This window comes from Acidimicrobiales bacterium (assembly GCA_035533595.1).
Lineage (GTDB): Bacteria > Actinomycetota > Acidimicrobiia > Acidimicrobiales > Bog-793 > DATLTN01.
Window position 1 is genome coordinate 46,843 of the sequence record DATLTN010000003.1, and the last position, 25,182, is coordinate 72,024.

Annotated in this window: 21 protein-coding genes and 1 pseudogene; 5 read left to right on the plus strand and 17 right to left on the minus strand. The window is 74.3% G+C overall.

What is annotated here, in order from left to right; genetic code table 11:
• Nucleotides 1-2: 2 nt before the first annotated feature.
• From VNF07_00460 to VNF07_00500, 9 genes are all read right to left on the minus strand, one after another.
• Nucleotides 3-440 carry a septum formation initiator family protein gene (locus VNF07_00460; protein ID HVB04711.1) on the minus strand — a complete coding sequence of 146 codons (438 nt, stop codon included), beginning with the start codon at nucleotides 438-440 and terminating at the stop codon, nucleotides 3-5.
• Nucleotides 437-1,732: a phosphopyruvate hydratase gene (gene eno, locus VNF07_00465; protein HVB04712.1), complete on the minus strand. Its 1,296-nt coding sequence runs from the start codon at nucleotides 1,730-1,732 to the stop codon at nucleotides 437-439. The genes VNF07_00460 and eno overlap by 4 nt, the downstream gene beginning before the upstream one ends.
• Before the next feature lie 76 nt (nucleotides 1,733-1,808).
• On the minus strand, nucleotides 1,809-3,248 hold the full coding sequence (locus tag VNF07_00470) for a MazG family protein (protein HVB04713.1): 1,440 nt from the start codon (nucleotides 3,246-3,248) through the stop codon (nucleotides 1,809-1,811).
• The gene (locus VNF07_00475) at nucleotides 3,249-4,331 is read right to left on the minus strand and encodes a peptidylprolyl isomerase (GenBank protein HVB04714.1); all 1,083 of its coding nucleotides are present in this window, start codon (nucleotides 4,329-4,331) and stop codon (nucleotides 3,249-3,251) included. It abuts the gene before it with no gap.
• 44 nt (nucleotides 4,332-4,375) lie between these two features.
• Nucleotides 4,376-7,855 (minus strand): transcription-repair coupling factor, encoded by a 3,480-nt coding sequence (gene mfd, locus VNF07_00480; protein HVB04715.1) that lies wholly within the window; start codon nucleotides 7,853-7,855, stop codon nucleotides 4,376-4,378.
• Nucleotides 7,852-8,478, minus strand: coding sequence for an aminoacyl-tRNA hydrolase (pth, locus tag VNF07_00485; GenBank protein HVB04716.1), 627 nt, complete (start codon nucleotides 8,476-8,478; stop codon nucleotides 7,852-7,854). The genes mfd and pth overlap by 4 nt, the downstream gene beginning before the upstream one ends.
• Nucleotides 8,475-9,125, minus strand: a complete 651-nt coding sequence (locus VNF07_00490; GenBank protein ID HVB04717.1) for a 50S ribosomal protein L25 — start codon at nucleotides 9,123-9,125, stop codon at nucleotides 8,475-8,477. The genes pth and VNF07_00490 overlap by 4 nt, the downstream gene beginning before the upstream one ends.
• Nucleotides 9,126-9,231: 106 nt before the next feature.
• Nucleotides 9,232-10,203 (minus strand): ribose-phosphate diphosphokinase, encoded by a 972-nt coding sequence (locus VNF07_00495; protein HVB04718.1) that lies wholly within the window; start codon nucleotides 10,201-10,203, stop codon nucleotides 9,232-9,234.
• A complete protein-coding gene (locus VNF07_00500; protein HVB04719.1) occupies nucleotides 10,203-11,327 on the minus strand; it encodes an NTP transferase domain-containing protein in 1,125 nt (374 codons plus the stop codon). The genes VNF07_00495 and VNF07_00500 overlap by 1 nt, the downstream gene beginning before the upstream one ends.
• A 57-nt stretch (nucleotides 11,328-11,384) precedes the next feature.
• On the opposite strand from VNF07_00500, the gene VNF07_00505 reads away from it, so the two are divergent.
• The 4 genes from VNF07_00505 to VNF07_00520 are packed head-to-tail and all read left to right on the plus strand — an operon-like array spanning nucleotide 11,385 to nucleotide 14,958.
• Nucleotides 11,385-12,044, plus strand: coding sequence for a methyltransferase domain-containing protein (locus VNF07_00505; protein HVB04720.1), 660 nt, complete (start codon nucleotides 11,385-11,387; stop codon nucleotides 12,042-12,044).
• The gene (locus tag VNF07_00510; protein ID HVB04721.1) at nucleotides 12,014-13,438 is read left to right on the plus strand and encodes a M20/M25/M40 family metallo-hydrolase; all 1,425 of its coding nucleotides are present in this window, start codon (nucleotides 12,014-12,016) and stop codon (nucleotides 13,436-13,438) included. Before VNF07_00505 ends, VNF07_00510 begins: the two co-directional genes overlap by 31 nt.
• A 35-nt stretch (nucleotides 13,439-13,473) precedes the next feature.
• Nucleotides 13,474-13,944 carry a MarR family transcriptional regulator gene (locus tag VNF07_00515; GenBank protein HVB04722.1) on the plus strand — a complete coding sequence of 157 codons (471 nt, stop codon included), beginning with the start codon at nucleotides 13,474-13,476 and terminating at the stop codon, nucleotides 13,942-13,944.
• A gap of 60 nt (nucleotides 13,945-14,004) precedes the next feature.
• Complete coding sequence (locus tag VNF07_00520) at nucleotides 14,005-14,958, plus strand: D-2-hydroxyacid dehydrogenase family protein (GenBank protein HVB04723.1); 954 nt, start codon at nucleotides 14,005-14,007, stop codon at nucleotides 14,956-14,958.
• 12 nt (nucleotides 14,959-14,970) lie between these two features.
• On the opposite strand, the gene VNF07_00525 is transcribed toward VNF07_00520, so the two are convergent.
• From VNF07_00525 to VNF07_00555, 7 genes and pseudogenes are all read right to left on the minus strand, one after another.
• A complete protein-coding gene (locus VNF07_00525) occupies nucleotides 14,971-15,657 on the minus strand; it encodes a GNAT family N-acetyltransferase (protein HVB04724.1) in 687 nt (228 codons plus the stop codon).
• Nucleotides 15,658-15,698: 41 nt separating this feature from the next.
• Complete coding sequence (locus VNF07_00530; protein ID HVB04725.1) at nucleotides 15,699-17,387, minus strand: tetratricopeptide repeat protein; 1,689 nt, start codon at nucleotides 17,385-17,387, stop codon at nucleotides 15,699-15,701.
• Between the two features lie 16 nt (nucleotides 17,388-17,403).
• Nucleotides 17,404-17,634, minus strand: a pseudogene (locus VNF07_00535) (WhiB family transcriptional regulator).
• A 117-nt stretch (nucleotides 17,635-17,751) separates the two neighbouring features.
• Entirely contained in the window at nucleotides 17,752-19,317 is a 1,566-nt protein-coding gene (locus VNF07_00540) for an aldehyde dehydrogenase family protein (GenBank protein ID HVB04726.1), read from the minus strand.
• Nucleotides 19,314-20,687 carry a proline dehydrogenase family protein gene (locus VNF07_00545; GenBank protein ID HVB04727.1) on the minus strand — a complete coding sequence of 458 codons (1,374 nt, stop codon included), beginning with the start codon at nucleotides 20,685-20,687 and terminating at the stop codon, nucleotides 19,314-19,316. Before VNF07_00545 ends, VNF07_00540 begins: the two co-directional genes overlap by 4 nt.
• Before the next feature lie 49 nt (nucleotides 20,688-20,736).
• A complete protein-coding gene (locus VNF07_00550) occupies nucleotides 20,737-21,489 on the minus strand; it encodes an SDR family oxidoreductase (GenBank protein ID HVB04728.1) in 753 nt (250 codons plus the stop codon).
• A gap of 58 nt (nucleotides 21,490-21,547) precedes the next feature.
• A complete protein-coding gene (locus tag VNF07_00555) occupies nucleotides 21,548-22,717 on the minus strand; it encodes an acyl-CoA dehydrogenase family protein (GenBank protein ID HVB04729.1) in 1,170 nt (389 codons plus the stop codon).
• Between the two features lie 99 nt (nucleotides 22,718-22,816).
• On the opposite strand from VNF07_00555, the gene VNF07_00560 reads away from it, so the two are divergent.
• Nucleotides 22,817-23,584: a glucose 1-dehydrogenase gene (locus VNF07_00560; protein HVB04730.1), complete on the plus strand. Its 768-nt coding sequence runs from the start codon at nucleotides 22,817-22,819 to the stop codon at nucleotides 23,582-23,584.
• Here the strand turns inward: VNF07_00560 and VNF07_00565 are convergent.
• Nucleotides 23,545-25,143 (minus strand): AMP-binding protein, encoded by a 1,599-nt coding sequence (locus VNF07_00565; GenBank protein HVB04731.1) that lies wholly within the window; start codon nucleotides 25,141-25,143, stop codon nucleotides 23,545-23,547. The two genes, VNF07_00560 and VNF07_00565, sit on opposite strands and share 40 nt — an antisense overlap.
• Nucleotides 25,144-25,182 lie beyond the last annotated feature (39 nt).

Below are 25,182 nucleotides of genomic sequence, written 5' to 3' on the forward strand. Positions count from 1 at the left end.
GATCAGTTCCAGAACTCGAGGCGCGAGACGAAGCGCCGCCACAGCCCCGGGCCGTGCACCGTCGAGGGCTGCGGGGAGGCGGTCGGGGGCGCGGTGCTCGCGACGAGGTCGCGCGGCGGGATCGAGCTCCCCTCGAGGGAGGTGGCGGCGGCGCTGCCGGCGGCAGGGAGGATCACGAAGGAGAGCTGGCCGGGTCCGACGAGGCCGTAGTCCTCGTGCGCGATCTCGGCGATCGTCGCCTTGCTCGACAGGGCGCGGATGTCGCCCTGCAGGCCGGCGTTGCGGGCGTTCAGGTCGGCGAGCTCGCCCGAGGTGCGCGCGAGTGCGCTGCGCTGGTGGATGAGGAGGGAGAAGGGGAACTCGACCGCGACGAGCGCCACCGCCGAGAGCGCCGCGGCGAGGAGCGCGAGGCGCGCCCGGTAGAGGTGGTGGTGGATCATGCGCCGCCGCGGGGAGCGCCGCGCGCGAAGGCGGCCGCGCCCCGGTACTCGGCCGAATCGCCGAGCTCCGCCTCGATGCGGAGCAGCTGGTTGTACTTCGCGACGCGGTCCGCACGCGCCGGCGCGCCCGCCTTGATCTGTCCGCAGTTGGTGGCCACGGCGAGGTCGGCGATGGTCGCGTCCTCGGTCTCGCCCGAGCGGTGCGACATCACCGAGCGGTAGCCGCTCATCGTCGCCGTGCTCATCGTGAGGAGGGTCTCGGTGAGCGTCCCGATCTGGTTCACCTTCACGAGCACGGCGTTGGCCACGCCGAGCGAGATCCCCTTCTCGAGGCGCTCGACGTTCGTGACGAACAGGTCGTCGCCGACGAGCTGCACGTGGTCGCCGATCCCCTTGGTGAGCGCGCCCCAGCCCTCCCAGTCCTCCTCGGCCATCCCGTCCTCGATCGAGATGATCGGATAACGGCCGGCGAGCTCGGACCAGTAGCCGGCGAGCTCGGCCGCGCTGAGGACGCGCCCCTCGCCGGCGAGGTCGTAGGCGCCGTCCTTGAAGAGCTCGGTCGTCGCCGGGTCGAGCGCGATGGCGACCTCCTCGCCGGGCACCCTTCCGGCGCGCTCGATGGCTTCGACGAGGAGCCGCAGTGCCTCCTCGTTCTCCGCGAGGTCGGGGGCGAAGCCGCCCTCGTCGCCGACCGCGGTCGACAGCCCCCGCTCGTGGAGGATGCCGCGCAGCGCGTGGTACGTCTCGGCGCCCCAACGCAGCGCCTCGCCGTAGGAGGCGGCACCGTGCGGGACGATCATGAACTCCTGGAAGTCGACGTTGTTGTCGGCGTGCGCGCCGCCGTTCAGCACGTTCATCAGCGGCACCGGGAGGACGTGCGCGTCGACGCCACCGACGTAGCGGTAGAGGCTGACGTCGAGCTCCTCGGCGGCCGCCTTCGCGACCGCGAGCGAGACGCCGAGGATCGCGTTCGCCCCGAGGCGCGACTTCGCGGGGCTGCCGTCGAGGTCGATCATCGCCTGGTCGATCCCCCGCTGGTCGAGGGCGTCCCAGCCGAGGAGGAGCGCGGTGATCTCGCCTTCGACGTGGGCGACGGCGCGCAGCACGCCCTTGCCCCCGAAGCGCTCCTCGTTGTCGCGCAGCTCGGTGGCCTCGAAGGAGCCCGTCGAGGCGCCGGAGGGGACGATCGCCTGACCGCTCGCGCCGCTGTCGAGGGTGCAGACCACCTCGACGGTCGGGTTGCCCCGCGAGTCGAGGACCTCCCGGCCGACCAGCGCAACGATGTCACTCATCAGGGCTCCTGTTCGTCCTGTGGCGGGTGGGGGAGGAGTGCAAGAACGCTAGCAAAGTGACCACGCAGGCCGCTGATCAGGCACGGCGCGCCGCGAGGAAGCGCTCCCGGCGCGCCGCAGCGGGGAGAGACGAGAACTCCTCCCCCTCGGCGGCGGCGGCGCGCTCGGCGCGCGCCACCTGCCCACGGAGCTGCCCCGCCGCCCGGCGCAGCGCCGCCTCGCCGTCGAGGCCGGCGGCGGCGCAGCGGGCGGTGATGCCGAGGAGGAGCGCGCCGAGCGCCTCCTCGTCGGCGCTCCCCGCGGCCAGCCGGCCGGCGAGCGCGACGAGGTCGACCTCGCCCTGGCGCTCGGCGGGGGTGAGGCCGACCGTCGCCGCCTTCTTCTCCACCTTCTCGGCGAGGAGGAGGGCGGGGAGGGCGGCGGGGATCCCCTCCATCACCGAGGAGCGCCCCTTCTCGACGAGCTTGGAGCGCTCCCAGCTCGAGAGCACGACGTCCGCGTCGGGCGCCGCGGCGTCGCCGAAGACGTGCGGGTGGCGGCCGACGAGCTTGTCGGCGAGGGTGCGGGCGACGTCGGCGAGGGTGAACAGGCCCTCCTCGGCGGCGAGGCGGGAGTGGAAGAGGACCTGGCAGAGGACGTCGCCGAGCTCCTCCTCGAGAGCGGTCGCGCCCTCCGCGGCGCCGCTCGCGAGCTGGTCGATCGCCTCGATCGCCTCGTAGGACTCCTCGAGCAGGTGGCGCACCAGGCTCTCGTGGGTCTGGGCCGCGTCCCACGGGCAGCGCTCACGCAGCACGCGCACGACCTCCTCGGCACGGGCGAGCTCGCCCGCCACCGGTGCGGCGAGCGCGGGGATGTAGAGGCAGGTGAGGTGGTCGGGGGTGAGGGAGCGGTCGAGCGCCGCCCACTCGACCTCGAGGAGCTGCTCGTCGGGGTGGCCGAGGTGGTGCAACAGGGTGACGGGCTCGTCCGGCTCCTCCTCGACGCTCACCTTCAGCTCGGAGAGGAGGGCGGGCGACCAGAGCTGGGCGACGAGGAGCGGGCCGCGCTCGCCCGCGGCGCGGGTGGCGAACTCCTCCCCGTCGACGAGGCGCACCGAGGCGCGCACCGGGTCGATGCCGAGGCGGGCCCAGGCGAGGTCGAGGAAGGAGGCCGCCGGCAGGACCTCGAGGTCGACCCGCCCGTCCGAGCGCAGCAGCTCGACGGTGCGCTCGAGCACGAGCGGGGAGCCGGGGACGCCGTAGGCGACGCGCCCGTGGCGGGCGGCCGCCGCGACGAGCACCCCGACGATCGCCCGGTAGGCCTCCTCGAAGGAATCGGCCTCCTCGTAGCAGGCGTCGAGCGCCGTCGCGCCCGCCGCGAGGAAGGGCGCGGCGGCGAGGTGGCGGGCGGTGCGCAGGTAGGCCGGCGCCGCGCCGAGGGCGCTGCGCACCGCCTCGCTCAGGAACTCGGGCCCCGCGGGGCCGAGGCCGCAGGCGACGACGAGCGGCCGGGTCGGCTCCCCGCCGCCGCCCGGCACCTAGCCCGCGCTGGTCGGCGAGACGGCGGTCGGGTTGTAGAGCAGGGCGTCGGCGGGGCCGACGGGCGGGTTCACCAGCGCGCCGCTACTGCCGATCGAGGGGGCGCCGTAGGCGGGGTTGACCGCGACGCCGACTGCCTTGGCGTAGGCGGCGACCGCCTTCAGCGCCTGGGCGTTCGCGGCGTCGAAGAGGGCCCGCTCGACGTCACTCAGCTGCGCGACGCCCTCGCGGGAGGTGACCTCGAAGAGCACCCAGCTGCCGTTGGCGTGCACCGGCGACGAGACCGTCCCCGTCGGGAGGGCGGCGACGATGCCGCCGATCGGGGGGATCAGGTCCTCGGGTGGCTGACAGCCGATCGCCCCGCCCGCCGCTCCGGACTGCGCGTCGGTCGAGTTCGCTCTCGCGACGCTCGCGAAGTCGGCTCCCCGGTCGATCGCCACCTGCAACGCCTTGGCCTTCTGCTCGGTGGCGACGAGGATCACCGACAGACAGGCCGTGGTGAGGGCGGCGGTGTGCGCCTGCTCGTAGCTGTGGAGGCCGCCCTCGGTGAGCGGCAGGCCGACGACGTGCGCGTCGAGCACGACCTGGTCGGTCTCGGTCTCCTCGAGGAGCGAGCGATAGGCGGGAGGGAGGGCGGCGAGGAACTTGGCCGCCGCCCGCTGCTCGGCGTCGGGCGAGGTGTCCCCCGTCGGGATCGGGATGCAGCTCGCGTAGTTGGCGGGGCTGAAGGCCGAGTCGAGCTGGGTGAGGGCGGCGGCGCGGGCGAAGGCGGTGCGGGTGAGGCCGAGCTTCGCGATCAGCCCGTCCTCGAGGTGCAGCTGCAGGAGGTCGGTGAGCTGCTGGGCGGTGAACGAGGAGCTGAAGTTGCCGTTGCCCGCGCCGCTGTAGGTGTCGCTCTGGGCCGTGAAGACACAGCGCAGCGCCCCGTCGTCGCGCACCGCCGCGAGGAGGGCGTTGACGCTGCTCTCGGGGATCTGGTCGCCGCCGACGCGCGCCGCGTTCGGCATCGCCGAGACGTCACAGGCCGAGAGGGTGAGCGCGAGCGCGCTGAGGAGGGCGGCGAGGAGGAGTGGTCTGCGCACGGCTCCCCGATGCTAGGGAACCGCGGCGCCCTCGGCCAGCTCGATCAGCTGGCGGCCTCGAGCGCCGGGGGGAGGAGCTCGGAGAGGAAGGCGGCGAGGCCGTCGGCGAAGGAGGCGCCGCCAGCGAGCGGCACGATCACCTGGCCGAGCTCCTCCTTGTACAGGGCGCGCGGCGCGAGGCGCTGCAGGCGGACCCGCGCCGAGGCGGGGAGCGCGACCGGCGAGAAGCGGACGACGACCTCGCCGACGCGCGCCGTGCCGCCGCTGCCGGGGCGGGCGGGCACGCCTGTGAGCTCACGGATGCCGAGGCGGACGCACTCGGCGCGCACCCGGCCGACGGCGAGGAGTGCGGCGGCGGGGCGCGGCAGGGGGCCGAAGCGGTCGAGCCACTCGGCACCGATGTCCGCGACCTGCCCCTCGTCGCTGGCCTGGGAGAGACGGCGGTAGGCCTCGAGGCGGAGGTCCTCGCGCTCGACGTAGCTCGCGGGGAGGTGGGCCTCGACGGGGAGGTCGAGCTTGATCTCCGCGGGCTCGCGCACCGGCTCGCCCTTCAGCTCGGCGACCGCCTCGGCGACCATCTGCACGTAGAGGTCGTAACCGACCGCCGCGATGTGCCCTGACTGGTCCGAGCCGAGGAGGTTGCCGGCGCCGCGGATCTCGAGGTCGCGCATCGCGATCTTGAAGCCCGAGCCGAGCTCGGTGTGCTCGCCGATGGTCCGCAGCCGCTCGTAGGCCTGTTCGGAGAGGACCCGCTCGCGGGGGTGGAAGAGATAGGCGTAGGCGCGCTGCCCGGCGCGGCCGACCCGCCCCCGCAGCTGGTGGAGCTGGCCGAGCCCGAGCAGGTCGGCGCGGTCGACGACGAGGGTGTTCACCGTCGGCATGTCGATCCCGGACTCGATGATCGTCGTGCAGACGAGGACGTCGTAGCTGCCCTCGGCGAAGTCGAGGACGACCTGCTCGAGCGTGCCCTCGTCCATCTGGCCGTGCGCGATCGCGAGGCGTGCCTCGGGGACGAGCGTCTGCAGGCGGCGCGCCGTCTGCTCGATGTCGTGCACCCGGTTGTGCACGAAGAAGACCTGCCCCTCGCGCAGCAGCTCGCGGCGGATCGCCTCCCCCTCGGCCCGCTCGTCCTCCTCGCCGACGTAGGTGAGGATCGGCTGGCGCGCCGCGGGGGGCGTGTCGATGATCGACAGGTCGCGGATCCCGGTGAGCCCCATCTCGAGGGTACGCGGGATCGGGCTCGCGGTGAGGGTCAGCACGTCGACGCCGACGGTGAGCTTCTTCACCGCCTCCTTGTGCGAGACGCCGAACCGCTGCTCCTCGTCGACGACGAGGAGGCCGAGGTCCGAGAAGCGGACGTCCTCACCGAGGAGGCGGTGCGTGCCGATCACGATGTCGACCGCGCCGCTCGCGATGCCGGCGACGACGGCCTTGGCCTCCGCGGGGGTGAGGAAGCGGGAGAGCACCTCGACCCGCACCGGGTAGGGGGCGCAGCGCTCGGCGAAGGTCTGGAAGTGCTGCTGGGCGAGCAGCGTCGTCGGGACGAGCACCGCGACCTGCTTGTTGTCCTGCACCGCCTTGAAGGCGGCGCGCAGCGCCACCTCGGTCTTGCCGAAGCCGACGTCGCCGCAGACGAGGCGGTCCATCGGCGAGGCGCGCTCCATGTCCGCCTTCACCTCGTCGATCGCCCGCAGCTGGTCGGCGGTCTCGATGAAGGGGAAGGCCTGCTCGAACTCGCGCTGCCAGGGGGTGTCGGGGGAGAAGGCGTGGCCCTCGGCGGCGAGGCGGCGCTGGTAGAGGACGACGAGCTCCTGCGCCACCTCGCGCGCCGCGGCGCGCACCCGGCTGCGCTGACGCTGCCACTCGTTGCCGTTCAGGCGGTGCAGCGCCGGCTGCTCGCCGCCCGAGTAGGGGGTGAGCACGTCGATCTGGTCGGAGGGGATGTAGAGCTTGTCGCCGCTGCGGTACTCGAGGAGCAGGTAGTCGCGGGCCGCGCCCCCGAGCTCGCGGGTCACCATCCCCCCGTAGCGGCCGACCCCGTGCACCCGGTGGACGACGTAGCTGCCGGGCGCGAGGTCGTCGAAGAAGCCCTCGACGGGGCGGGCCCTCGCCTTCGGTGCGCGGTGCGCCCGTCGCCGGCCGGTGAGGTCGCCCTCGGTGAGCACGGCGAGGTGCGAGCTCTCGAGGACGAAGCCGCGCTCGAGGGGGCAGACGACGACGTGCACCCCCCGCTCGCGCAGCTGCTCGCCGTGGTGCTCACGGGCGAGCACCACGCCCTCGTCCTCGAGCACGCCGGCGATCCGCTCGGCGCTCCCCGCCCCTTCGGCGGTCACGACGACGCTCACCCCGCGCCCGGCGAGCTCCCCGACGCGGCGCGCGAGGGCGCCCGGGTCGCCGGTCGCGGCGGGCCATCCGGTGGCGCGCAGCGCCTCCAGGTCGGGGCTGTCGGCGACCGCCGGCGCCACCGCGGCGCGCGCCGGCGAGCGCTCGAGGAGACGTTCGTAGGGGGCGTGCAGGCGCGGGAAGTCCTCGGCGGCGAGGTCCGCGCCGGCCCCCCAGGTGCTCGCCAGCGCGTGCGCGAGCGCCGACTCCTCGTCCTCGAGCTCGCTCGCCCGGTCGCGCATCCGGCGGGCATCGAAGAGCACCACCCGGTCGTCGCCGCCGAGGAGGTCGGTGAGCAGGGTGACCTCGGGGACGAGCCAGGGGAGGAAGGACTCGACGCCGTCGAAGAGCTCGCCGTGGGCGATCCGGTCGAACTCCTCCTTGGCGAAGGCCACTTCGTCGACGAGCTCGGCGGCGCGCGCCCGGATCTCCTCGGTGAGGAGGAGCTCGCGGCAGGCGTAGAGCTCGGCGGAGGGGACCTCGCCGACCGAGCGCTGGTCCGAGAGGTCGAACTCCATCAGGCGGTCGACCTCGTCGCCGAAGCAGTCGATGCGCACCGGCGTCTCGCCGGTCGAGGGGAAGACGTCGATGATCCCGCCGCGCACCGCGACCTCGCCGCGGTGCTCCACCTGGTACTCGCGGCGGTAGCCACCGGCGACGAGGTGGTTGAGCAGCCCCTCGATGTCGAGGTGCTGGCCGGAGGTGATGCGGGTCGGCGCGGCCTGCTCGGGCAGCACGCCGAGGCGCTGCAGGAGCGCCTTCACCGGTGCGACGACCACCGGGCCCGGCGCCGCGGGGTCGGCGTGCGCGGCGCGCAGGCGGTCGAGGGCGCGAAGGCGCGCCCCCATCGCCTCGGTGCTCGGCGAGATGCGCTCGAAGGGGAGCGTCTCCCAGGCGGGGACGAGGAGCACCTGCTCGGGGCCGAGGAAGCAGCTGAGGTCGTGGGCCAGGCGCTCGGCCTCGGCGGAGGTGGGCGTCGCGGCGACGAGGACGGGGGCGCTCGAGAGCTGACGGAGGGCGGCGAGCAGGAGCGGGCGTGCCGCCTCGGGGACGGCGACGACGGCGCCCTCGGCACCGAGGATCTCGGCGATCCCGGCCTCGCCGGCGAGCATCCCCGCGAGCGGGGCGAGGGGGCCGCTCAACGGGTGTTGACCTCGTTCATCGCCGCCTCGACGCCCCGCTCGAGCACGAGCTCGACGGCGTCGGCGGCGAGCTCGACCGCGACGACGAGCGCCTCGCGCTCGGCGCGGCCGGGGCGCGAGAGGACGTGGTCCGCGCCCTCGGTGCGGCCGCGGGGCTTGCCGATCCCGACGCGCACCCGCGCGAAGTCGAGGCTGTGCAGGTGGGACTGCGCCGAGCGGAGGCCGTTGTGGCCGGCGGTGCCGCCTCCGAACTTCACCCGCACCACCCCGGGTGGGAGGTCGAGCTCGTCGTGGACGACGAGCAGGCGGTCGAGCGCTCCCCGCGTGTAGCGGCGGACGAGCGGGGCGAGCGCCTGGCCGGAGTCGTTCATGTAGGTCTCCGGGACCGCCAGCGCGAGGCGGCGTTCCCCGACGCGCGCCTCGGCGGCGCGCGCCGACAGCTGCCGCTCGCGGCGCAGCCGGGCCCCGTGGCGACGGGCGAGGACCTCGATGGTGTCGGCACCGACGTTGTGCCGGGTGCCGGCGAACTCCTCGCCGGGATTGCCGAGCCCGACGGCGAGCAGGTCAACGACGGTGCCGCCGGACTCCCTCGCGCCCTTGCGGCCAGGGAGGAAGGGGCTCAGCTCTCCTCCGCGTCCCCGTCGGCGGCGGCGCCAGCCGTCTCGCCGGCGACCGCAGACTCGCCCTCCACGGCCTCGCCCTCCGCCTCTTCGCGGGCGCGCGGCGGCTGGGCGACCGCGACGGGGGCCTCGGGGTCGATCTCGATCGTGACCCCGCTCGGAATCGGCAGGTCGGCGACGCGGATCGTCATCCCGATCTCGAGGTCGGAGATGTCGACCTCGATCGACTCGGGGATGTCCGCCGGCTTCGCGCGCACGTGCAGGCTGAGCAGCGCGTGGTCGACGTTGCCCCCGGCGCGGGTGACGTTGAGTGCCTCGCCGACGAGCACGATCGCGACCTCGGCGGGGACGACCTCGTCGCGGCTCACGACCTGGAAGTCCACGTGGGCGACGGTCTGACGGACCGGGTGGCGCTGGATCTCGCGGGTGATCGCGAGGTGGCGCTCGTCACCGATCTCGACGTCGAAGAGGGGGGCGCCGCGCACCGCCATGAGCGCGCTGCGGAGCACGCGGGCGTCCACGGAGACCGCGATCGGCTCGTCGCCGTGGCCGTAGAGGACGCCGGGGACGCGACCGGCGGCGCGTAGGCGGCGCGCCGAGGCGCTGCCGCGCTCGGCGCGTGGCTCGAGCAGGAGGGCGATGTCAGGCATGGGTGCTCCAGTCGGGAGAGAGGCGGCGGCGCGGACGGGGCGCTGCGCGGCTGGTCATTCTAGGCGCGGCGCGGCGGGGCTGAACCCGCCCGGACCAGGGGGGCCTTCAGCTGAGGTTCTGGCCGCGGAAGATCTCCGAGACCGAGCGGTCCGAGAAGACCGCGGCGATCGCCTCGGCGATGATCGGCGCCACCGAGAGGACCTCGATCTTGTCGATGCGGTGGTCCTCGGGGAGCGGGAGGGTGTTGGTCACGATCACCCGCGAGATCACCGAGGCCTTCAGCCGGTCGAGCGCGGGGTCCGAGAGGACGGGGTGGGTGGCCATCGCCCAGACGTCGGTCGCCCCCGCCTCGACGAGGCGGTCGGCCGCCGCGCAGACGGTGCCGGCGGTGTCGATCATGTCGTCGATGAGGACGCAGAGGCGCTCGGAGACCGCACCGATCACCTCGCGCGCCTCGACGGTGTTCGACTGGCCCGGGGGGCGCGTCTTGTGCACCACGGCGAGGGCGCAGCCGAGCTGCTGGCTGAAGCGCTCCGCGACCTTCAGTCGCCCGGAGTCCGGCGAGACGATCACCAGCCGGGAGGGATCCTCGCCGTGCAGGTAGTCGAGGAGGACCGGTGAGGCGGTGAGGTGGTCGACGGGCATGTCGTAAAAGCCCTGGATCTGTCCGGAGTGCAGGTCCACCGAGACCATCCGGTCGGCGCCTGCGGCGGTCATCAGGTCGGCGACGAGGCGGGCGGTGATCGGCTCGCGCCCGGCCGCCTTGCGGTCCTGGCGGGCGTAGCCGTGGTAGGGGCAGACGACGGTGATCGAGCGCGCCGAGGCGCGCTTCGCGGCGTCCACCATGATCAGCTGCTCCATGATCGACTGGTTCACCGGCGGGCAGTGGGTCTGGATGATGAAGACGTCCGAGCCGCGGATCGAGGAGTCGTACCGGCAGTGGATCTCGCCGTTCGCGAACTCCCGCAGGTTCGCCTCGCCGAGCGTGACGCCGAGGCAGTCGGCGATCTCGCGGGCGAGCTCGGGGTCGGCCCGCCCCGTGAACAGCTCGAGGTGCCGCGGCGCCACCATCTCCATCACGGTCTCCCTTCGAGCGTGGCGACATCGGTCGTGCTGCTTCGGAAGAATGGACCAGTGACGACGCCGGACGCCAGACGGCAGCCGTCGTCGAGCACGGCGTAGGGGCCGACGACCGCGTCGCGGCCGATGACGGCATGGCTCGCGCGTGTCTGCTGCACCTGCGCGCCCTCCCCCACCTCGCAGTCGCTCAGGTGGGTGCCCGGCCCGAGGTGGACGCCGGAGGCGATCCGCGTCTGGCCCTCGAGGACCACGCCGGGGAGGATCGTGACGTCCTCGCCGATCTCGACGCTGACGTCGATGTAGGTCGCACCGGGGTCGGTCATCGTCACCCCGCGGCGCATGAAGCGCTCGTTGATCCGCTCGCGCAGCACCGCCTCCGCGGCGGCGAGCTGCGCCCGGTCGTTCACCCCGGCCGCCTCGACGGGATCCCCCGCGGGCATCGTCACGACCCGGTATCCGGCGTCGTCGAGCACCGCGATCGCGTCGGTGAGGTAGACCTCGCCCTTCGCGTTGGTGGGCGTGAGGCGCCTGAGCGCCGGCGCGAGGACACCGTGGCGGAAGCAGTAGATGGAGGTCGCGACCTCGTCGATGGCGAGCTCCTCCGGGCTCGCGTCGAGGTGCTCGACGATCTTCTTCACGCCGCCGTCCTTGGCCCGCACCACCCGTCCGTAGCCGCTGGGGTCCTCGACGCGGGCGGTGAGGAGGGTCGCCGCGGCGTCCTCCTGGCGGTGGGTGCGCACGAGGGCGGCGAGGGTCGCGGGGCGCAGGAGCGGCGTGTCCCCCGGCAGCACGACGAGGTCACCCTCCTCGAGGTCGGCACCGACGGGGAAGCCGGTGAGGCCGACCGCGGTGGCGTCGCCGGTCCCGAGCGCCGCGGACTGCTCGACGAACTCGAGACGCAGCTCGGAGGGTGCCTCGGACTCGAGGACCTTGGTCACCTCCGAGCTGCGGTAGCCGACCACCACGACGACGCGCTCGATCGGCAGCTCGGCGAGCGCGTCGAGGACGTGCAGCAGCATCGGCCGGCCGCAGAGGCGGTGGAGGGGCTTGGGGAGCGGGGAGCGCATCCGCGTGCCGCCCCCCGCGGCGAGCACGATCGCGGAGAGCGGGCGGGGCGGCATCGCCCCATTGTGGACGACGCGCCCGCGCCCCGCTGCCACACGGGCTACAACAGGCCCGTGACGCCCGACTGGCTCCTCCATCTCGACGACATCGCTCCCGTGACCGCTCCCGAGGCCGAGGACCCAGCGGTGCGCGCCTCGTTCCAGGAGCTGACGCGTCGGCTCGCCTCCGCCCCGCTCAGCTGGGACGAGGCCGACGCACAGGACGTGCGCGGCCGCTTCGACGCGCGCGCCGCGGACTGGGCGACGCGCGACAACCCCGAGTACCGCTTCCCCCTCGTCGACGCCCTCGCCCGCGGCGGGCTGTCGCGCGGAGGGCGCTGCATCGAGGTCGGGAGCGGCACCGGGATCCAGACGCCGACGCTCAGCGGCTTCTTCGACGGCGTCCTCGCCCTCGACCTCTCCCTCGAGATGCTGAGCCGTACCCCACCGGGACGGGGCGCCCGTGTGCGCGCCGACGCCTCGCGCCTCCCCGTCGGCGACGGGAGGGTGCGCGCCGTCGTCTGCGTGAACGCTTTCCTCTTCGCCCCCGAGTACCTCCGCGCCCTCGAGCCCGAGGGGGCCGTGGTCTTCGTCTCCACCCGCGCTGATCGGACCCCGATCTACCTGCCGCCCGAGGAGGTCGTCGCCGCGCTGCGCGCCGTCGACCCCGCCTTCTCCGGCGTCACCGCCCGTGCCGGGCAGGGGTGCTGGACGGTCGCCCGGCGGGGCTCGTGAAGGCGGTCGCCGAGAGCGTCACCGCGCTCTTTTGCGACGAGGCGCTCCCGACGCTGCGCGAGTACACCGCGATCGAGTGCCTCTCGCCCGCCTTCGACGCCGACTGGGAGACCCACGGCGCCCTCGACCGCGCCGCCGCGCTGCTCGCCGAGTGGTGCGCGGCGCGCGCCGTCGAGGGCTCGGTCGAGGTCGTCCGCCTCGCGGGGCGGACGCCGGTGATCCTCGCCGAGCTCCCCGGCGAGGCCGAGCGCGGTACGACCCTCGTCTACGGCCACCTCGACAAGCAGCCGGCGCTCGGCCCCTGGCGGGAGGGCCTCGCCGCCTTCCGCGCGGTGCAGGAGGGGGACCGCCTCTACGGGCGGGGGACCGCCGACGACGGCTACGCGACCTTCGCCGCCTTCTCGGCGCTCGAGGCCCTCGCCCGCCACGAGGTCAGCCGCGGGCGGGTCGTCGTGCTCATCGAGGGGAGCGAGGAGAGCGGCAGCCCCGACCTCGACGCCTACCTCGACCACCTCGCCCCCCGCATCGGCGAGGTCGCCCTCGTGATCTGCCTCGACTCGGGCTGCGCGACCTACGACCGCCTGTGGGTGACGACGTCGCTGCGCGGCGTGCTCGTCGGCACGCTCACGGTCTCGGTGCTCACCGAGGGGGTGCACTCCGGCCACGCCGGGGGGATCGTCCCCTCCTCGTTCCGCCTCGCCCGTTCGCTCCTCTCGCGGGTGGAGGACGAGCGCGACGGCTCGATCCTGCTCCCCGAGCTGCTCGGGCCGGGGATCCCCGCCCACCGGCGCGCGCAGATCGCCGAGGTCGCCGCGCAGTTCGGCGAGGCGGCGGCGGGCCAGTTCCCGCTCGTCGGCGGGCTGCAGCTCTCCGGCGAGGACGCGGCGAGCCGCCTCGAGGCGGGGACCTGGGGCTCGGCCCTCGAGGTCACCGGCGCCTCCGGCCTCCCCGAGCCGGCCGCCGGCGGCAACGTGCTGCGGCCGAGCACCACCCTCAAGCTCTCGGTCCGCCTGCCGCCGAACGCCGACGCCGTGGCAGCGGCCGCGGCCCTCACCGCGACGCTCACCGCGGCGCCCCCCGCCGGCGCCGCGGTCACCGTGGCGATGGAGCAGCCGGGGCAGGGCTGGGACGCGCCGGACAGCGCGCCGTGGCTCGAGGAGGCGCTGCGCGGTGCCTCCCTCGAGCACTTCGGGGAACCGCCGGCGGCGCTCGGCCTCGGGGGCTCGATCCCGTTCATGGCCGCGCTCGGCCTCCGCTACCCGGGCTGTCAGTTCGTCGCCACGGGCGTCCTCGGCCCGGAGTCGAACGCGCACGGGCCGAACGAGTTCCTCCACCTGCCGACGGCCTGCCGGGTCGGGGCGGTGGTCGCGGAGGTCCTCGCGGCGGCGCCGTGACCCTGGCTCGCAGGCGCTTTGTTAGCCTCACGCCGATGACAGAACCGGCACGAGCGACCGCCGAGAGCGCCGCGCCGGACGGCTCGGAGACCGTCGCCGGCCTGGCGAGCATGCTGCGCATCGCCACGATGCGCCTCGCCCGCCGGCTGCGCGCCGAGCGCAGCGACGAGACCCTCGGCCTCTCCCAGCTCTCGGCGCTCGCCACCCTCGAGCGCTTCGGCCCGCTCTCGCCGACCGCGCTCGCCGAGCACGAGCGGATCCAACCGCCCTCGATGACGCGCGTCATCGCGGCGCTCGAGAGCCGTGAGCTCATCGCCCGCGACGCGCACCCGAGCGACCGCCGCCAGTCGGTGATCGCGATCACCGACGCCGGCCGCCACATCGTCGTCGAGGACCGGCGTCGCCGTCAGGCCTGGCTGGCCCTCATGATCGAGGGCCTCGAGGAGGACGAGCGCGCGCAGCTGCGAAGCGCCCTCCCGCTCCTGCAGCGCTTCAGCGCCTCCTGAGCGTCGCCGCGCCCTCGAGGGCGGGGCGGGCGGGCCGGGGGTTATGGCAGGATCGCCGCCATGACGAGGATCGTGGTGCTCGACGACTACCAGTTCCTGGCAGACGAGCTCGGTGACTGGGACCGCCTCGGCGAAGAGTTCGAGGTCGACTACCTCCACCGCCACCTGGAGGGCGAGCCGCTGCTCGCCGCGATCGGCGACGCCGAGGTCGTGGTCGCGATGCGCGAGCGCACCGCCTTCCCCCGCGAGCTGCTGGAGCGCCTGAGCGGTCTCCGGCTGCTCGTCACGACGGGGATGGCGAACGCGGCGATCGACCTCGAGGCGGCGACCGCCCTCGGGATCACGGTCTGCGGGACGGCGAGCGGCTCGGACGGCACGGTCGAGCTCACCTGGGCGCTGATCCTCGCCGCCGTGAAGCAGCTCCGACGCGAGGACGCGGCGATGCGCCGCGGCGCCTGGCAGGAGCACCTCTCCGGCGACCTGAAGGGGGCGACCCTCGGCCTCATCGGCCTCGGCCGCCTAGGGGGCGCGATGGTGCCGATCGCCAAGGCCTTCGGCATGGAGGTCGTCGCCTGGAGCCAGAACCTGACCGCCGAGCGCGCCGCCGAGGCCGGGGCGCGCCTCGTCACCAAGGAGGAGCTGCTCGGCGCAGCGGACGTGGTCTCGATCCACCTGAAGCTCGGTGACCGCTCGCGCGGGCTGATCGGCGCCGCCGAGCTCGCGCAGATGCGCCGCAGCGCCTACCTCGTGAACACCTCGCGGGGGCCGATCGTCGACGAGCAGGCGCTCGTCGAGGCGCTGCGGGGGAACGCGATCGCCGGGGCCGCGCTCGACGTCTACGACGTCGAACCGCTCCCCGCGGACCACCCGCTGCTCGCCCTCGACAACGTCGTGCTCACCCCCCACCTCGGCTATGCGAGCGAGGCGAACTTCGCCCACTACTTCGCCGACATCGTGGACGACATCGTCGCCTTCGCCACCGGCTCGCCGGTGCGCGTGCTCGCCGCGCCGTAGGGGCGCGGCCGCTCAGCGGCGGTTGCCGACCCCGAGGATCTGCCAGCCGAGGTCCGGGAAGCCGGCCGCCTCGGCGACCGCCGCGGAGGCGGCGTTGTCCGGGGCGTGCAGGTAGGTGGCGACGGCGCCTTGCTCGTAGATCGCCCGTGATGCCTGCGCGACGAGGGCACGGGCGAGACCCCGGCCGCGGTGCTCGGGCTCGGTGCCGACGGCGATCTCCCGCCCGAGGCGGTGATGGTCTTTCAGGCCGACCCCCGCCGCGTAGCGGCCGTCGGCGTCGAAGGCGACGAGGACCTCGCCGGAAAAGGCGGTGAGCCACTCCGGGAGGCGGGGGTCGACCGGCGCGAGCCACTCCCCCGGCTCGCCGAGGCCGACGAGGCGCTTCGCGGCGCGGAAGACGCCGCGGTGCAGCGTGGCGCCGCGCTCGCCGAGGAGCGCCCCGATGCCCGCCGCGAAGGCCTGCTCGCCCTGTGCGGCGAGACGGCGAGCGGCGTCGAGGAGCTCGTCGGCGACTGAGACCACGGTGCCCGCGGGCGAGGCGACCCCGACGAACGGCCGCAGCCGGTCGTCCCAGCCCGGCAGGGCGCGAAAGCGCGAGCTCGTCACCTCGAAGGGCGCCCGCGGCGGCCAGCTGCCGAGGAACTCGGTGAGGAAGGCCGAGAGGCGCTCCTCGAGCTCGCTCTCGGTGGTCTCGGGCACGGCGGGCACCCTACCGGCGCCTCCCCCGCCCGCCGGCGAGCTCAGTCCGGGGTGGCGCGCTTCTCGATCACCGCGGTGCGCAGCTCGATGGCCGCGCTGTATGTGGGGTCGAGGGCGATCGCCTCGTCGAGGGCCACGAGGGCGAGCTCGGGGGAGCCGAGGTACAGGTGGCAGAGGGCGATGTTGAATTCCCCGACGGGGCGGGGGCCGTGGCGCTCGCGGGAGCGCTCGAAGAACCACAGCGCCTCGTCGTAGCGGTGGGCGGGCGCGAGCAGGGCGGCGATGCCGTAGGCGAGGTCGGTCTCCTCGTCGAGGGGAAACTCCATCTCATAGACGCGGTGCAGCACCCGCACCGTCTCGTCGATCCCCTCCTCGAGGGCGTCGACGAGCTCCCGCTCGAGGCCCCGGTAGATGCGGCGGAGCAGGTAGGGGTCGTAGCCACCGACGCGCAGCACCGCGAGCAGCATCGCGAGGTTGATCCCCTCGCCGGGGTCCTCGAGGGCGGCGCGGATCGTGAGGTAGAGGTCCTCGGGGCCGAGCTCGGCGATCGCGTTGGCAAACGCCCGCCGCGTCTCGCGCGCGCCGCCGCCGTCGCTGAGGAGCGCCCCCACGATCAGCCCCGCCGGCAGCGCCTCGGGGAGCAGCAGCGAGCCGCCGCGGTCGAGGAAGGGGCGAGAGAGGACGTCGAGGTCGACGGGGAGGGAGAACGAGGGGCCGTGGATGCCCATCGCCAGCAGCGCGCCGGGCCGGGGGCACTCCACCCCGTCGACGTTGATCGCCACCGGGCCGGCCGGGATCTCCGGGATCGTCCCCGCAACCTTCTCGACGATGGCGGCCGCCACCGCCTGCTCGGGGACCTCGCCGGGGCGCTCGCCGATGAGCAGCAGGAGCCGGTCGCGCGACAGCTCGAGCAGACGCTCGATCACGAGCAGCGGCGCGCTCGGGAAGAGCAGCCGCCCCTCCTGCTCCTTCGCGAGGCGGGCGAGCAGGGCGTCACGGTGGTCGCCGCCGAAGCGGTCGGCGCCGATCGGTCGGCGCACGGTGTGCATGAAGAGGCGGTTGAGGAAGTCCGGGGTGTCGAGCTCGAGGGCCGGCTCTTCGGAGCAGAGGACGACCTCCTCCTCGTAGGCGACGCCGCCCTCGAGGGCGAACAGGTCCTGGGGGAGGACGTCGAAGAGGTAGTTCGCGCAGGCAACGAGGGGATTGGTGAGCGAACCCGGGGAGAGCTCGACGCCGGAGACCTCGAGGCGCAGCGTGGCCGTCGCCGAGGCGTCGAAGCGGGCGAAGTCGAGCCGCCCCGCCTCGGCGAGGGGGGTGAGGCGGGGATGGGTCCGCCAGAAGTCGACGTTCTTCTCGGCGAGGTCCGAGAGCACGTAGATGACGCGGAAGGGCGCGGTCGCCTGCGGGTCGAGGGCGTTCAGGAAGTAGAAGCCGAGGCGGCCGGGGCCCGAGCCGAGCTCGATCACGTAGATCGGCTCGTCGGGGTCGACCGGGCCGAGGCGGCCGGCGGCGGCGTCCTTCGCGAAGCCCTCGATGAGGTGGGCGTAGCTGCGGGCGAGCATCGGGCCGCTCGTGAGCAGGTGCGGGACCTCGCCCGAGGCCCAGGCGTTCACCCCGGAGTCCTCGTAGTAGTTGGCGTTCACCTTCCACAAGAGCGAACTCGACAGCGGCGAGGGGCCGGAGACGACGACCCCCGACGGCCGATCGGACACCGCGCGCTGCTCGCTCACGCGACGAGGCTACCGGTCAGGCGGTGGCCGCTCCGTGGGACGTGCCGCCCACCGAAGAGGTGACCCCGGCGCGCTCGTGCGCGCCGAAGTCGCTGCGCCGCAGGCGCTCGCGCTGGCGCTCCGAGCAGCCGCCGAAGACGCCGTGGCTGAGCCCCTCGGCGAGCGCGTAGGAGAGGCACTCGCGCCGCACCGGGCAGGGGTGACAGATCCGGCGGGCCACCTCGACGCCGAGGCTGTCCCACGGGAAGAAGGTCGCGGGTACTCACCCCGGCAGTGGGCGTGCACCATCCATTCCGCGTCCATCGGCCACCTCGCGAGTCGTCGCCGAGTGGTACATGTCCGGCCGGGGCGCGGCGTTTCGGAGTCAGACCACGAGGCCGTGGCGCATCGTGTTCTCGGTGAGCACCTTCGGGTCGACGAAGTGCTGCAGGTAGTCGGGGCCGCCGGCCTTCGTGCCGTTGCCCGAGAGGCGGTTCCCCCCGAAGGGCTGGCGGCCGACCATCGCGCCGGTCGTCGGGTGGTTCACGTAGAGGTTGCCGGCGGGCACCGCCTGCGCGACCTTCGCGACGACGGCCGGGTCGCGGGTGAACAGCCCGGCGGTGAGGGCGTAGGGGAGCTCGTCGACGCGGGCGAGCGCCTCGTCGAGCTCGCCGTAGGCCTCGAGCGCGAGGAGGGGGCCGAAGATCTCCTCGTGGAGGAGGCGCGAGCCGCCGGGGAGGCCGGTGACGAGCATCGGCGGGGCGAAAAAGCCCTCGGCGGGGAGGGACGCGACCTCGGCGAGGACCTCGCCCTCGGCGCGCGCCGTCGCCGCGTAGGAGGCGATGCGGGCGCGGGCGGCCTCCTCGATCACCGGTGGCACCTCGGTGCCGAGCGCCTCGGCCTGACCGACCTCGAGGACCGCCACCGCGCCGGCGAGGCGTTCTGCGAGGCGCTCGGCGAGGCGCTCCGCGACGAGGACGCGTGAGGCCGCCGAGCACTTCTGCCCAGCGTAGGAGAAGGCGGAGGTGACGATCGCGGGGACCGCCTCGTCGAGGTCGGCGTCGCGCTCGACGATGACGCAGTTCTTCCCACCGAACTCGGCGACGACCCGCTTCAGCTGGAGCTGGCCGGGGAGGACGAGCGCCGCGGCGCGCACCACCTCGAGCCCGACCGCGAGCGAGCCGGTGAAGGCAACCGTCGAGACCTCGCGGTGCGCGACGAGCGCGGCGCCGACCTCCCCCTCGCCGGGGAGGAGGGCGACGACATCGTCGGGGACACCTCCGGCGCGCAGCGCCTCGACGACGACCGCCCCGCAGGCCGGGGACTGCTCGGCCGGCTTCAGGAGCGCGGCGTTGCCGGAAGCGAGCGCGGCGCTCGTCATCCCCATTGGGATCGCCACCGGGAAGTTCCAGGGGGAGATCACCGCCGCGACCCCCCGCCCGACGTAGGAGAGGGTGTTCGCCTCACCGGGCACGACCCCGACGGCGCCGCCCTCGGCGAGGCGGAGCGCGCCGCGCGCGTAGTACTCGAGGAAGTCGATCGCCTCGCAGACGTCCGCGTCGGCCTCCGGCCAGGGCTTCGCGCACTCGCGCACCTCGAGGGCCGCCACCTCGAGGCGACGGCTCCGCAACCAGGAGGCGGCGCCGAGGAGGGCCTCGGCGCGCTCCTCGGGCGGCCGCGCCGCCCAGCGCCGCGCCGCCACCACCCCGAGGGCGACCGCCTCGTCGACCTCGTCGGCGGTCGCCGCCGCGGCGGTCGCGACGACGCGGTCGGGGCGGCCGGGGTCGACCGAGACGAGGGCCGCATCGTGGCGCTCGCCACCCCCGACGCGCACCGGGACCCGTCGCGGCCCCTCCCGGTCGAGCGCCTCGAGCGCGCCGGCGAGGCGGTCACGGACGGCCTTGCGGCGGAGCTCGAGCGTCGGCTCGTTGGAAAAGGGCGGGAGCGTCACGGCGCGACGAGGAGCTCGTCGATCGGCACCCCGCGCGCCTGCGCGCGCAGGAAGGACTCGTTGCTCGTGTTCTCAAGGAGGCGACGCACGAGGTAGGCCATGCCGGCGACGAGGTCGCCGACGGGCGAGTAGACGCGGACGCGCAGCCCGAGCGAGGAGAGGCCGCGCGCCAGTTCGTCGCCGAGGCCGCGCAGCACCTGCAGCTCGAGCTCGGAGTCGGGGGCGCCGAGCTCGCGGCTCTTCGCGACCGCGTGCGCGACCGAGCGCAGGTTGTGCGAGGCGATCGCCACCCGCACCGCCGGTCGGGCGGCGAGCAGGCGACGGGTGAGCAGCTCGAAGTTCTCGTCCGAGCGCGCCTTGTCGACAAAGACGGGGGTCTCCCATCCGTGCTGGCGGGCCTCGGTCACCTCGTGGTCCCAGTAGGCGCCCTTCACGAGGCGGACGACGAGGGGGGTGGCGCGGCGCACCCGCCCGGCGAAGGCGAGGATCTCGTCGAGCTCGGCCGCCGAGTCGCGGAGGTAGGCCTGCAGCACGAGGCCCGCCGAGGGGCCGTCGGCGAACTCCTCCTCGGCGAGGACCCCGAGGACGAGGGTGAGGATCGCGTCGCGGGTGTCGAGGGACTCCATGTCGATGTGCAGGTGCGCCCCGAGGGCGCGCGCCAGGCGCAAGAGCGAGCGGAGACGGACGAGGGCGTCGGCGATCCCCGCCTCGGGCGCCTCGGGGCGCAGGCGGGCGGTGAGCGCGGAGATCTTCACCGAGAGGTTCACCCGCGCCAGCACCCCGGAGGCGTCGCCTTCGAGGCGGGGCTGCGGCGGGAAGGCGGCCGCCCGGCGGGCGAGGACCTCGAGGGTCGCCGCGCAGCGCGCCGCGTAGGCGTCGGCCTCCTCCTCGGTCACCGTCGCCTCCCCGAGCAGGTCGACCGAGGAGGCGATGCCGGAGCGCCACAGCGCTTCGAGCGTCGCCGCGGCGTCACCCGGGCGCTCGCCGGCGATGAAGCGGCGGGCGAGGTGGCGGACCGAGAGGCCGGCGCCGGCGGCGACGAGGGGGCGCGCCGGCGGGAGGGCCCCGAGGCGGTTCGCGAGCCGCAGCGCGAGCGGGAGCGAAGGCACCCCTCGCAGGTAGGCGAGGAGGTGCCCCACGACCTCGGCGGCGGTCCTGCAGGCGGGCATCACGTCGACGAAGCGGAAGAGCGCGGCGCGCAGCTCGGCGTCGTCGGCGACCACCGCGTTCACCTTCGCGTCGAGGATCTGGAGCGGCCGGCGGGAGGGCGGCGGCAGGGCGGCGGCGATCTCGCGGCCGATCGCCACGATCGCGGCCTCCTGCGGCGCGGCGAGCGCCGCCTCTGACCCGCTCGGACCGCTTCCCGCCACCGCCGTCGATCCTACGGTCGGCGCCCGGAGCGGTCCGCTCCCGCCGCCCTCAGAACTGGTAGCGGCGGAGGCCGCCGTCGACGGGGATCACGGTCCCGGTGAGGTAGCGGGCCGCCGGCGAACAGAGGAAGCAGACGAGGTTCGCGACGTCGCTCGGCGCGCCGTACTCGCCGACGGGGATCTCGTGCTCGGACTGCCAGAGACGGTACTCGGGCGAGTAGTTGCGCTCGATCTGCTCGCTCATGATCCGCCCCGGCGGGATCGAGTTCACGGTGATGCCGTGACGCCCGACCTCGCGCGAGAGGCCCTTGGAGAAGGCGTGCATCGCCGCCTTCGCGCAGAAGGCGCCGTTCAGCCCCTCGGGCTCGGACTTGCCGGTGATGTTCACGATCCGCCCCCAGCCGGAGGCGATCATCTGGTCGAGGAGAGCCATCGTGAGCTGCCGCTGGCGGGTGAAGTTGAGGGTCAGTGCCTCCTCCCAGTCCTCCTCGGTGGCCGCCAGCGAGAAGGGTCGGCTGCCGCCGGCGTTGTTCACGAGGATCTCCACCGAGCCGAGGCCGGCGAGCGCGGCGGCCGCGATCTCCGCGGGGGCGCCCCGCTCGAGGAGGTCGGCGACGACGACCACCGGCTCGGGGCCGCCCGCCTCGACGATCTCGCCGGCGAGCTTCTCGAGGCGCTCGCGGCGGCGCGCCGTCACCGAGACGCGCACCCCCTCGCGACCGAGGGCGAAGGCCGTCCCGTAGCCGATGCCGCTCGAGGCCCCGGTGACGAGGGCGGTGTGGCCGGCGAGTTCGAGCTCCATTGGACTTCCTCCCGCGCCCGCGGGCGCTGTCGGGTGCGGCGGCCGCGTGGCCGGGTGATCAGCTGAAGGCGCTCTCGCCGGTGAGCGCGCGCCCGACCGAGAGGAGGTGGACCTCCTCGGTGCCCTCGTAGGTGAGGACGGTCTCGAGGTTCGAGACGTGGCGCATCACGCCGTAGTCGAGGGTGATGCCATTTCCGCCGAGGATGGTGCGGGCCTGGCGGGCGATGTCGAGCGCGGCGCGCACGTTGTTCAGCTTGCCGAGGCTGATCTGGTCGGGGCGGATCGTCCCCGCCTGTTTCAGCCTGCCGAGGTGGCCGGCGAGGAGCGTCGCCGTCGAGAGGTGGGTGGCCATCGCCGCCAGCTTGGCCTGGGTGAGCTGGAACGAGGAGAGGGGCCGGCCGAAGACCTGCCGCTCCGCGGCGTAGGAGAGCGCTGTCTCGAGGCAGCTGCGCGCCGCCCCGAGAACACCGAAGATGATCCCGAAGCGGGCCTCGTTGAGGCACGAGAGGGGGCCGCGGAGGCCACTCGCCCCCCCGAGGAGCGCGCTCGCCGGCAGCCGGCACTGGTCAAAGGAGAGCGCGCTCGTGATGCTCGCCCGCATCGAGAGCTTGTGGTGGATGTCGCTGGCGGTGAAGCCGGGGGTCCCCTTCGGCACGAGAAAGCCGCGGATCCCCTCGTCGGTCTGCGCCCAGACGACCGCGACGTCGGCGATCGAGCCGTTGGTGATCCACAGCTTCGCACCGTCAAGGACGTAGTCCCCGTCGACGCGCCGCGCCCTCGTGCGCATCGCGCCGGGGTCGCTCCCGGCATCGGGCTCGGTGAGGCCGAAGCAGCCGAGGAGCGCTCCGCTGCGCAGTCCGGGAAGCCACTCCGCTCGCTGGTCGGCCGAGCCGAAGGTCGCGATCGCGTGCATCGCGAGCGAGCCCTGCACCGAGACGAATGAGCGGAGGCCCGAGTCGCCGGCCTCGAGCTCGAGGCAGGCGAGGCCGTAGGCGGTCGGCGTCGCGGCGACGCCCTCCTCGTCGGGGATGAGCATCCCGAACAGGCCGAGCGCGCCGATCTCGCGCACGAGCTCGGTCGGGAAGCGGCCGGCTTCGTAGCACTCCTCGATCACCGGCATCACGCGGTCGCCGACGAACCGCCGCACCGTCTGCGCGACGAGCTGCTCCTCGGGGGAGTAGAGGTTGGCGAGATCGAGCAGGTCGGCGGGGTCGGGCATCGGGGGCATCAGGGTCTCCTTCGGCGGCCGCCAAGGATAGGACGGCGGCGCGGCGTCCCAGCGGTTGCAGGGCGGGAAGGGCGCGGCCGCGGTCGATAGGGTGCGGCCGTGCCCGAGGACCCCACCGCCCTGTTCCGCCTGGACGGCAAGGTCGCGCTGCTCACCGGTGCCTCCTCCGGCCTCGGCCGCCGCTTCGCCGAGGTCCTCTCGGCCGCGGGGGCGACGGTCGTCGTCGCCGCCCGGCGTGCCGCGGCGCTCGAGGAGCTCGCCGCGACGCTGCCCGGCGTGGTCGCGGTGCCGACCGACGTCACGGTCGAGTCCGAGCTCGCCCACCTCGTCGAGGAGACCGTCGGGCGCTTCGGACGGGTGGACGTGCTGGTGAACAACGCAGGGGCCGTCGCGGTGGTGCCAGCGCTCGAGGAGGAGCCGGCGAGCTTCCGACGGATCCTCGAGGTCAACGTCACCGCCCCCTTCGTGCTCTCCCAGCTCGTCGCCCGCCACATGGTGAGCGACGGTGGCGGCACGATCGTGAACGTCGCCTCGGTCCTCGGGCTCATCGCCTCGGGGCGGATCCCGCAGGCGAGCTACTCGGCGAGCAAGGGGGCGCTCGTCAACCTCACCCGCGAGCTCGCCGCGCAGTGGGCCGACAAGGGCGTCCGGGTGAACGCGCTTGCGCCCGGCTGGTTCGCCTCGGAGATGACCGCCGAGATGTTCGCGAGCGAGCGGGGGCGGCGCTTCATCGAGCGCAACACGCCGATGGGCCGCGCCGGCGAGGAAGGCGAGCTCGACGGCGCGCTGCTCTTCCTCGCCTCCCCGGCCAGCAGCTTCGTGACCGGTCAGGTGCTCTGCGTGGACGGTGGCTGGACGATCGTCTGAGCCGCCGCGAGCTCGGCGCGCAGCACGTGCTTCTGCACCTTGCCGGTGGCGGTCTTCGGCAGCGCGGAGAAGCGCACCGCGCGCGGCGCCTTGAAGTGCGCGAGGCGCTCCCGGCAGAACGAGATGAGCTCCTCGCCGCTCACCTCGGCGCCCGCCTTCAGCGTGACGAAGGCGTAGGGGACCTCGCCCCACGTCGCGTCGGGCGCGGCGACGACCGCCGACTCGAGGACCGCGGGATGGGCCGCGAGGGCGCGCTCCACCTCCACCGAGGCGACGTTCTCGCCGCCGGTGATGATGATGTCCTTGGCGCGATCCCGCAGCTCCACGTAGCCGTCGGGGTGACAGACGCCGAGGTCGCCGGTGAACAGCCAGCCGTCGCGCACCGCCGCGGCCGTGGCCTCGGGGTCGGCGTAGTAACCGGCCATCACGTTGTTGCCGCGCAGGGCGATCTCACCGATCGTCTCGCCGTCGGCGGGGACCTCGCTGCCGTCCTGGGCGAGGACCCGCAGCCCGCCGCTCACCACGTTGCCGATCCCCTGGCGGGCGTTCAGCGCGGCCTGCGCCGCGGGGCTCTCGGCGGACCACGCCGGCTGCCAGACGTTGGTCACCGCCGGGCCGTAGCTCTCGGTGAGGCCGTAGAGGTGGGTGACGGTGAGCTCGAGGGCGGCGAGGCGCTCGAGGAGGGCCGGCGAGGGCGGCGCACCGCCGGTCGTCGCCGCGACGGCGCGCCGCGGCGGGGCGGCAGCGGGCTGGGAGGCCGCCTCGGCGATCATCGTGAGCACCGTCGGCGCCGCCGAGAGGTGGGTGATCCCCCCGGCGGCGAGCTCCGCCCAGGCGGCGGCGGGGTCGAAGAGGCGCAGGCAGCGGTGCTCGCCGCCCGCCGCGGTGACCGCCCAGGTGATGCACCAGCCGTCGCAGTGGAACATCGGCAGCGTCCACAGGTAGCGGGACTCGGTGCCGAGGCGGAGGTGGAAGGCCATCGCCAGCGCCTGCAGGTAGGCGCCGCGATGGTTGTACATCACACCCTTCGGCTGGCCGGTGCTGCCGCTCGTGTAGTTGATCGCCAGCAGGCTGTGCTCCTCGGGAGCGGCGCGCGACGTCGCCGCGGCGCCGGCGAGGAAGGCCTCGTAGCCACCGTCGCCCTCGACGAGCAGACGGATGCCGCTGCGCTCGGCGACCTCGGCGGCGAGGGGGGCGAGCTCGGCGGTGGCGACGAGGAGCGCCGCGCCGCAGTGACCCACCATGTAGGCGAGGTCGTCGGCGGTGAGGCGGAAGTTCAACGGCACGAGGACGGCGCCGGCGAGCGGCACGCCGTGGTGCAGCTCGAGCATCACGTGGCTGTTCGTGCACAGCGCCGCGACGCGCCCACCGGGGGCGAGGCCGCTATCGACGAGGGCGCTCGCGAGGCGGCGGCAGCGCTCGGCGAACTCGCCGTAGCTGAGCGAGCGGCCACCGTCGACGATCGCCGTCCGCTCCGCGAAGACGGCCGCGGCGCGCTCCAGGAAGAGGGTGGGGCTGAGCGGCGTCTCGGCGGCTCCCGCCACGAGCTCCAAGGCCATCGCTGCGGTGGGCGCCGCAGCGCCCCCCTCCCCCCTTCC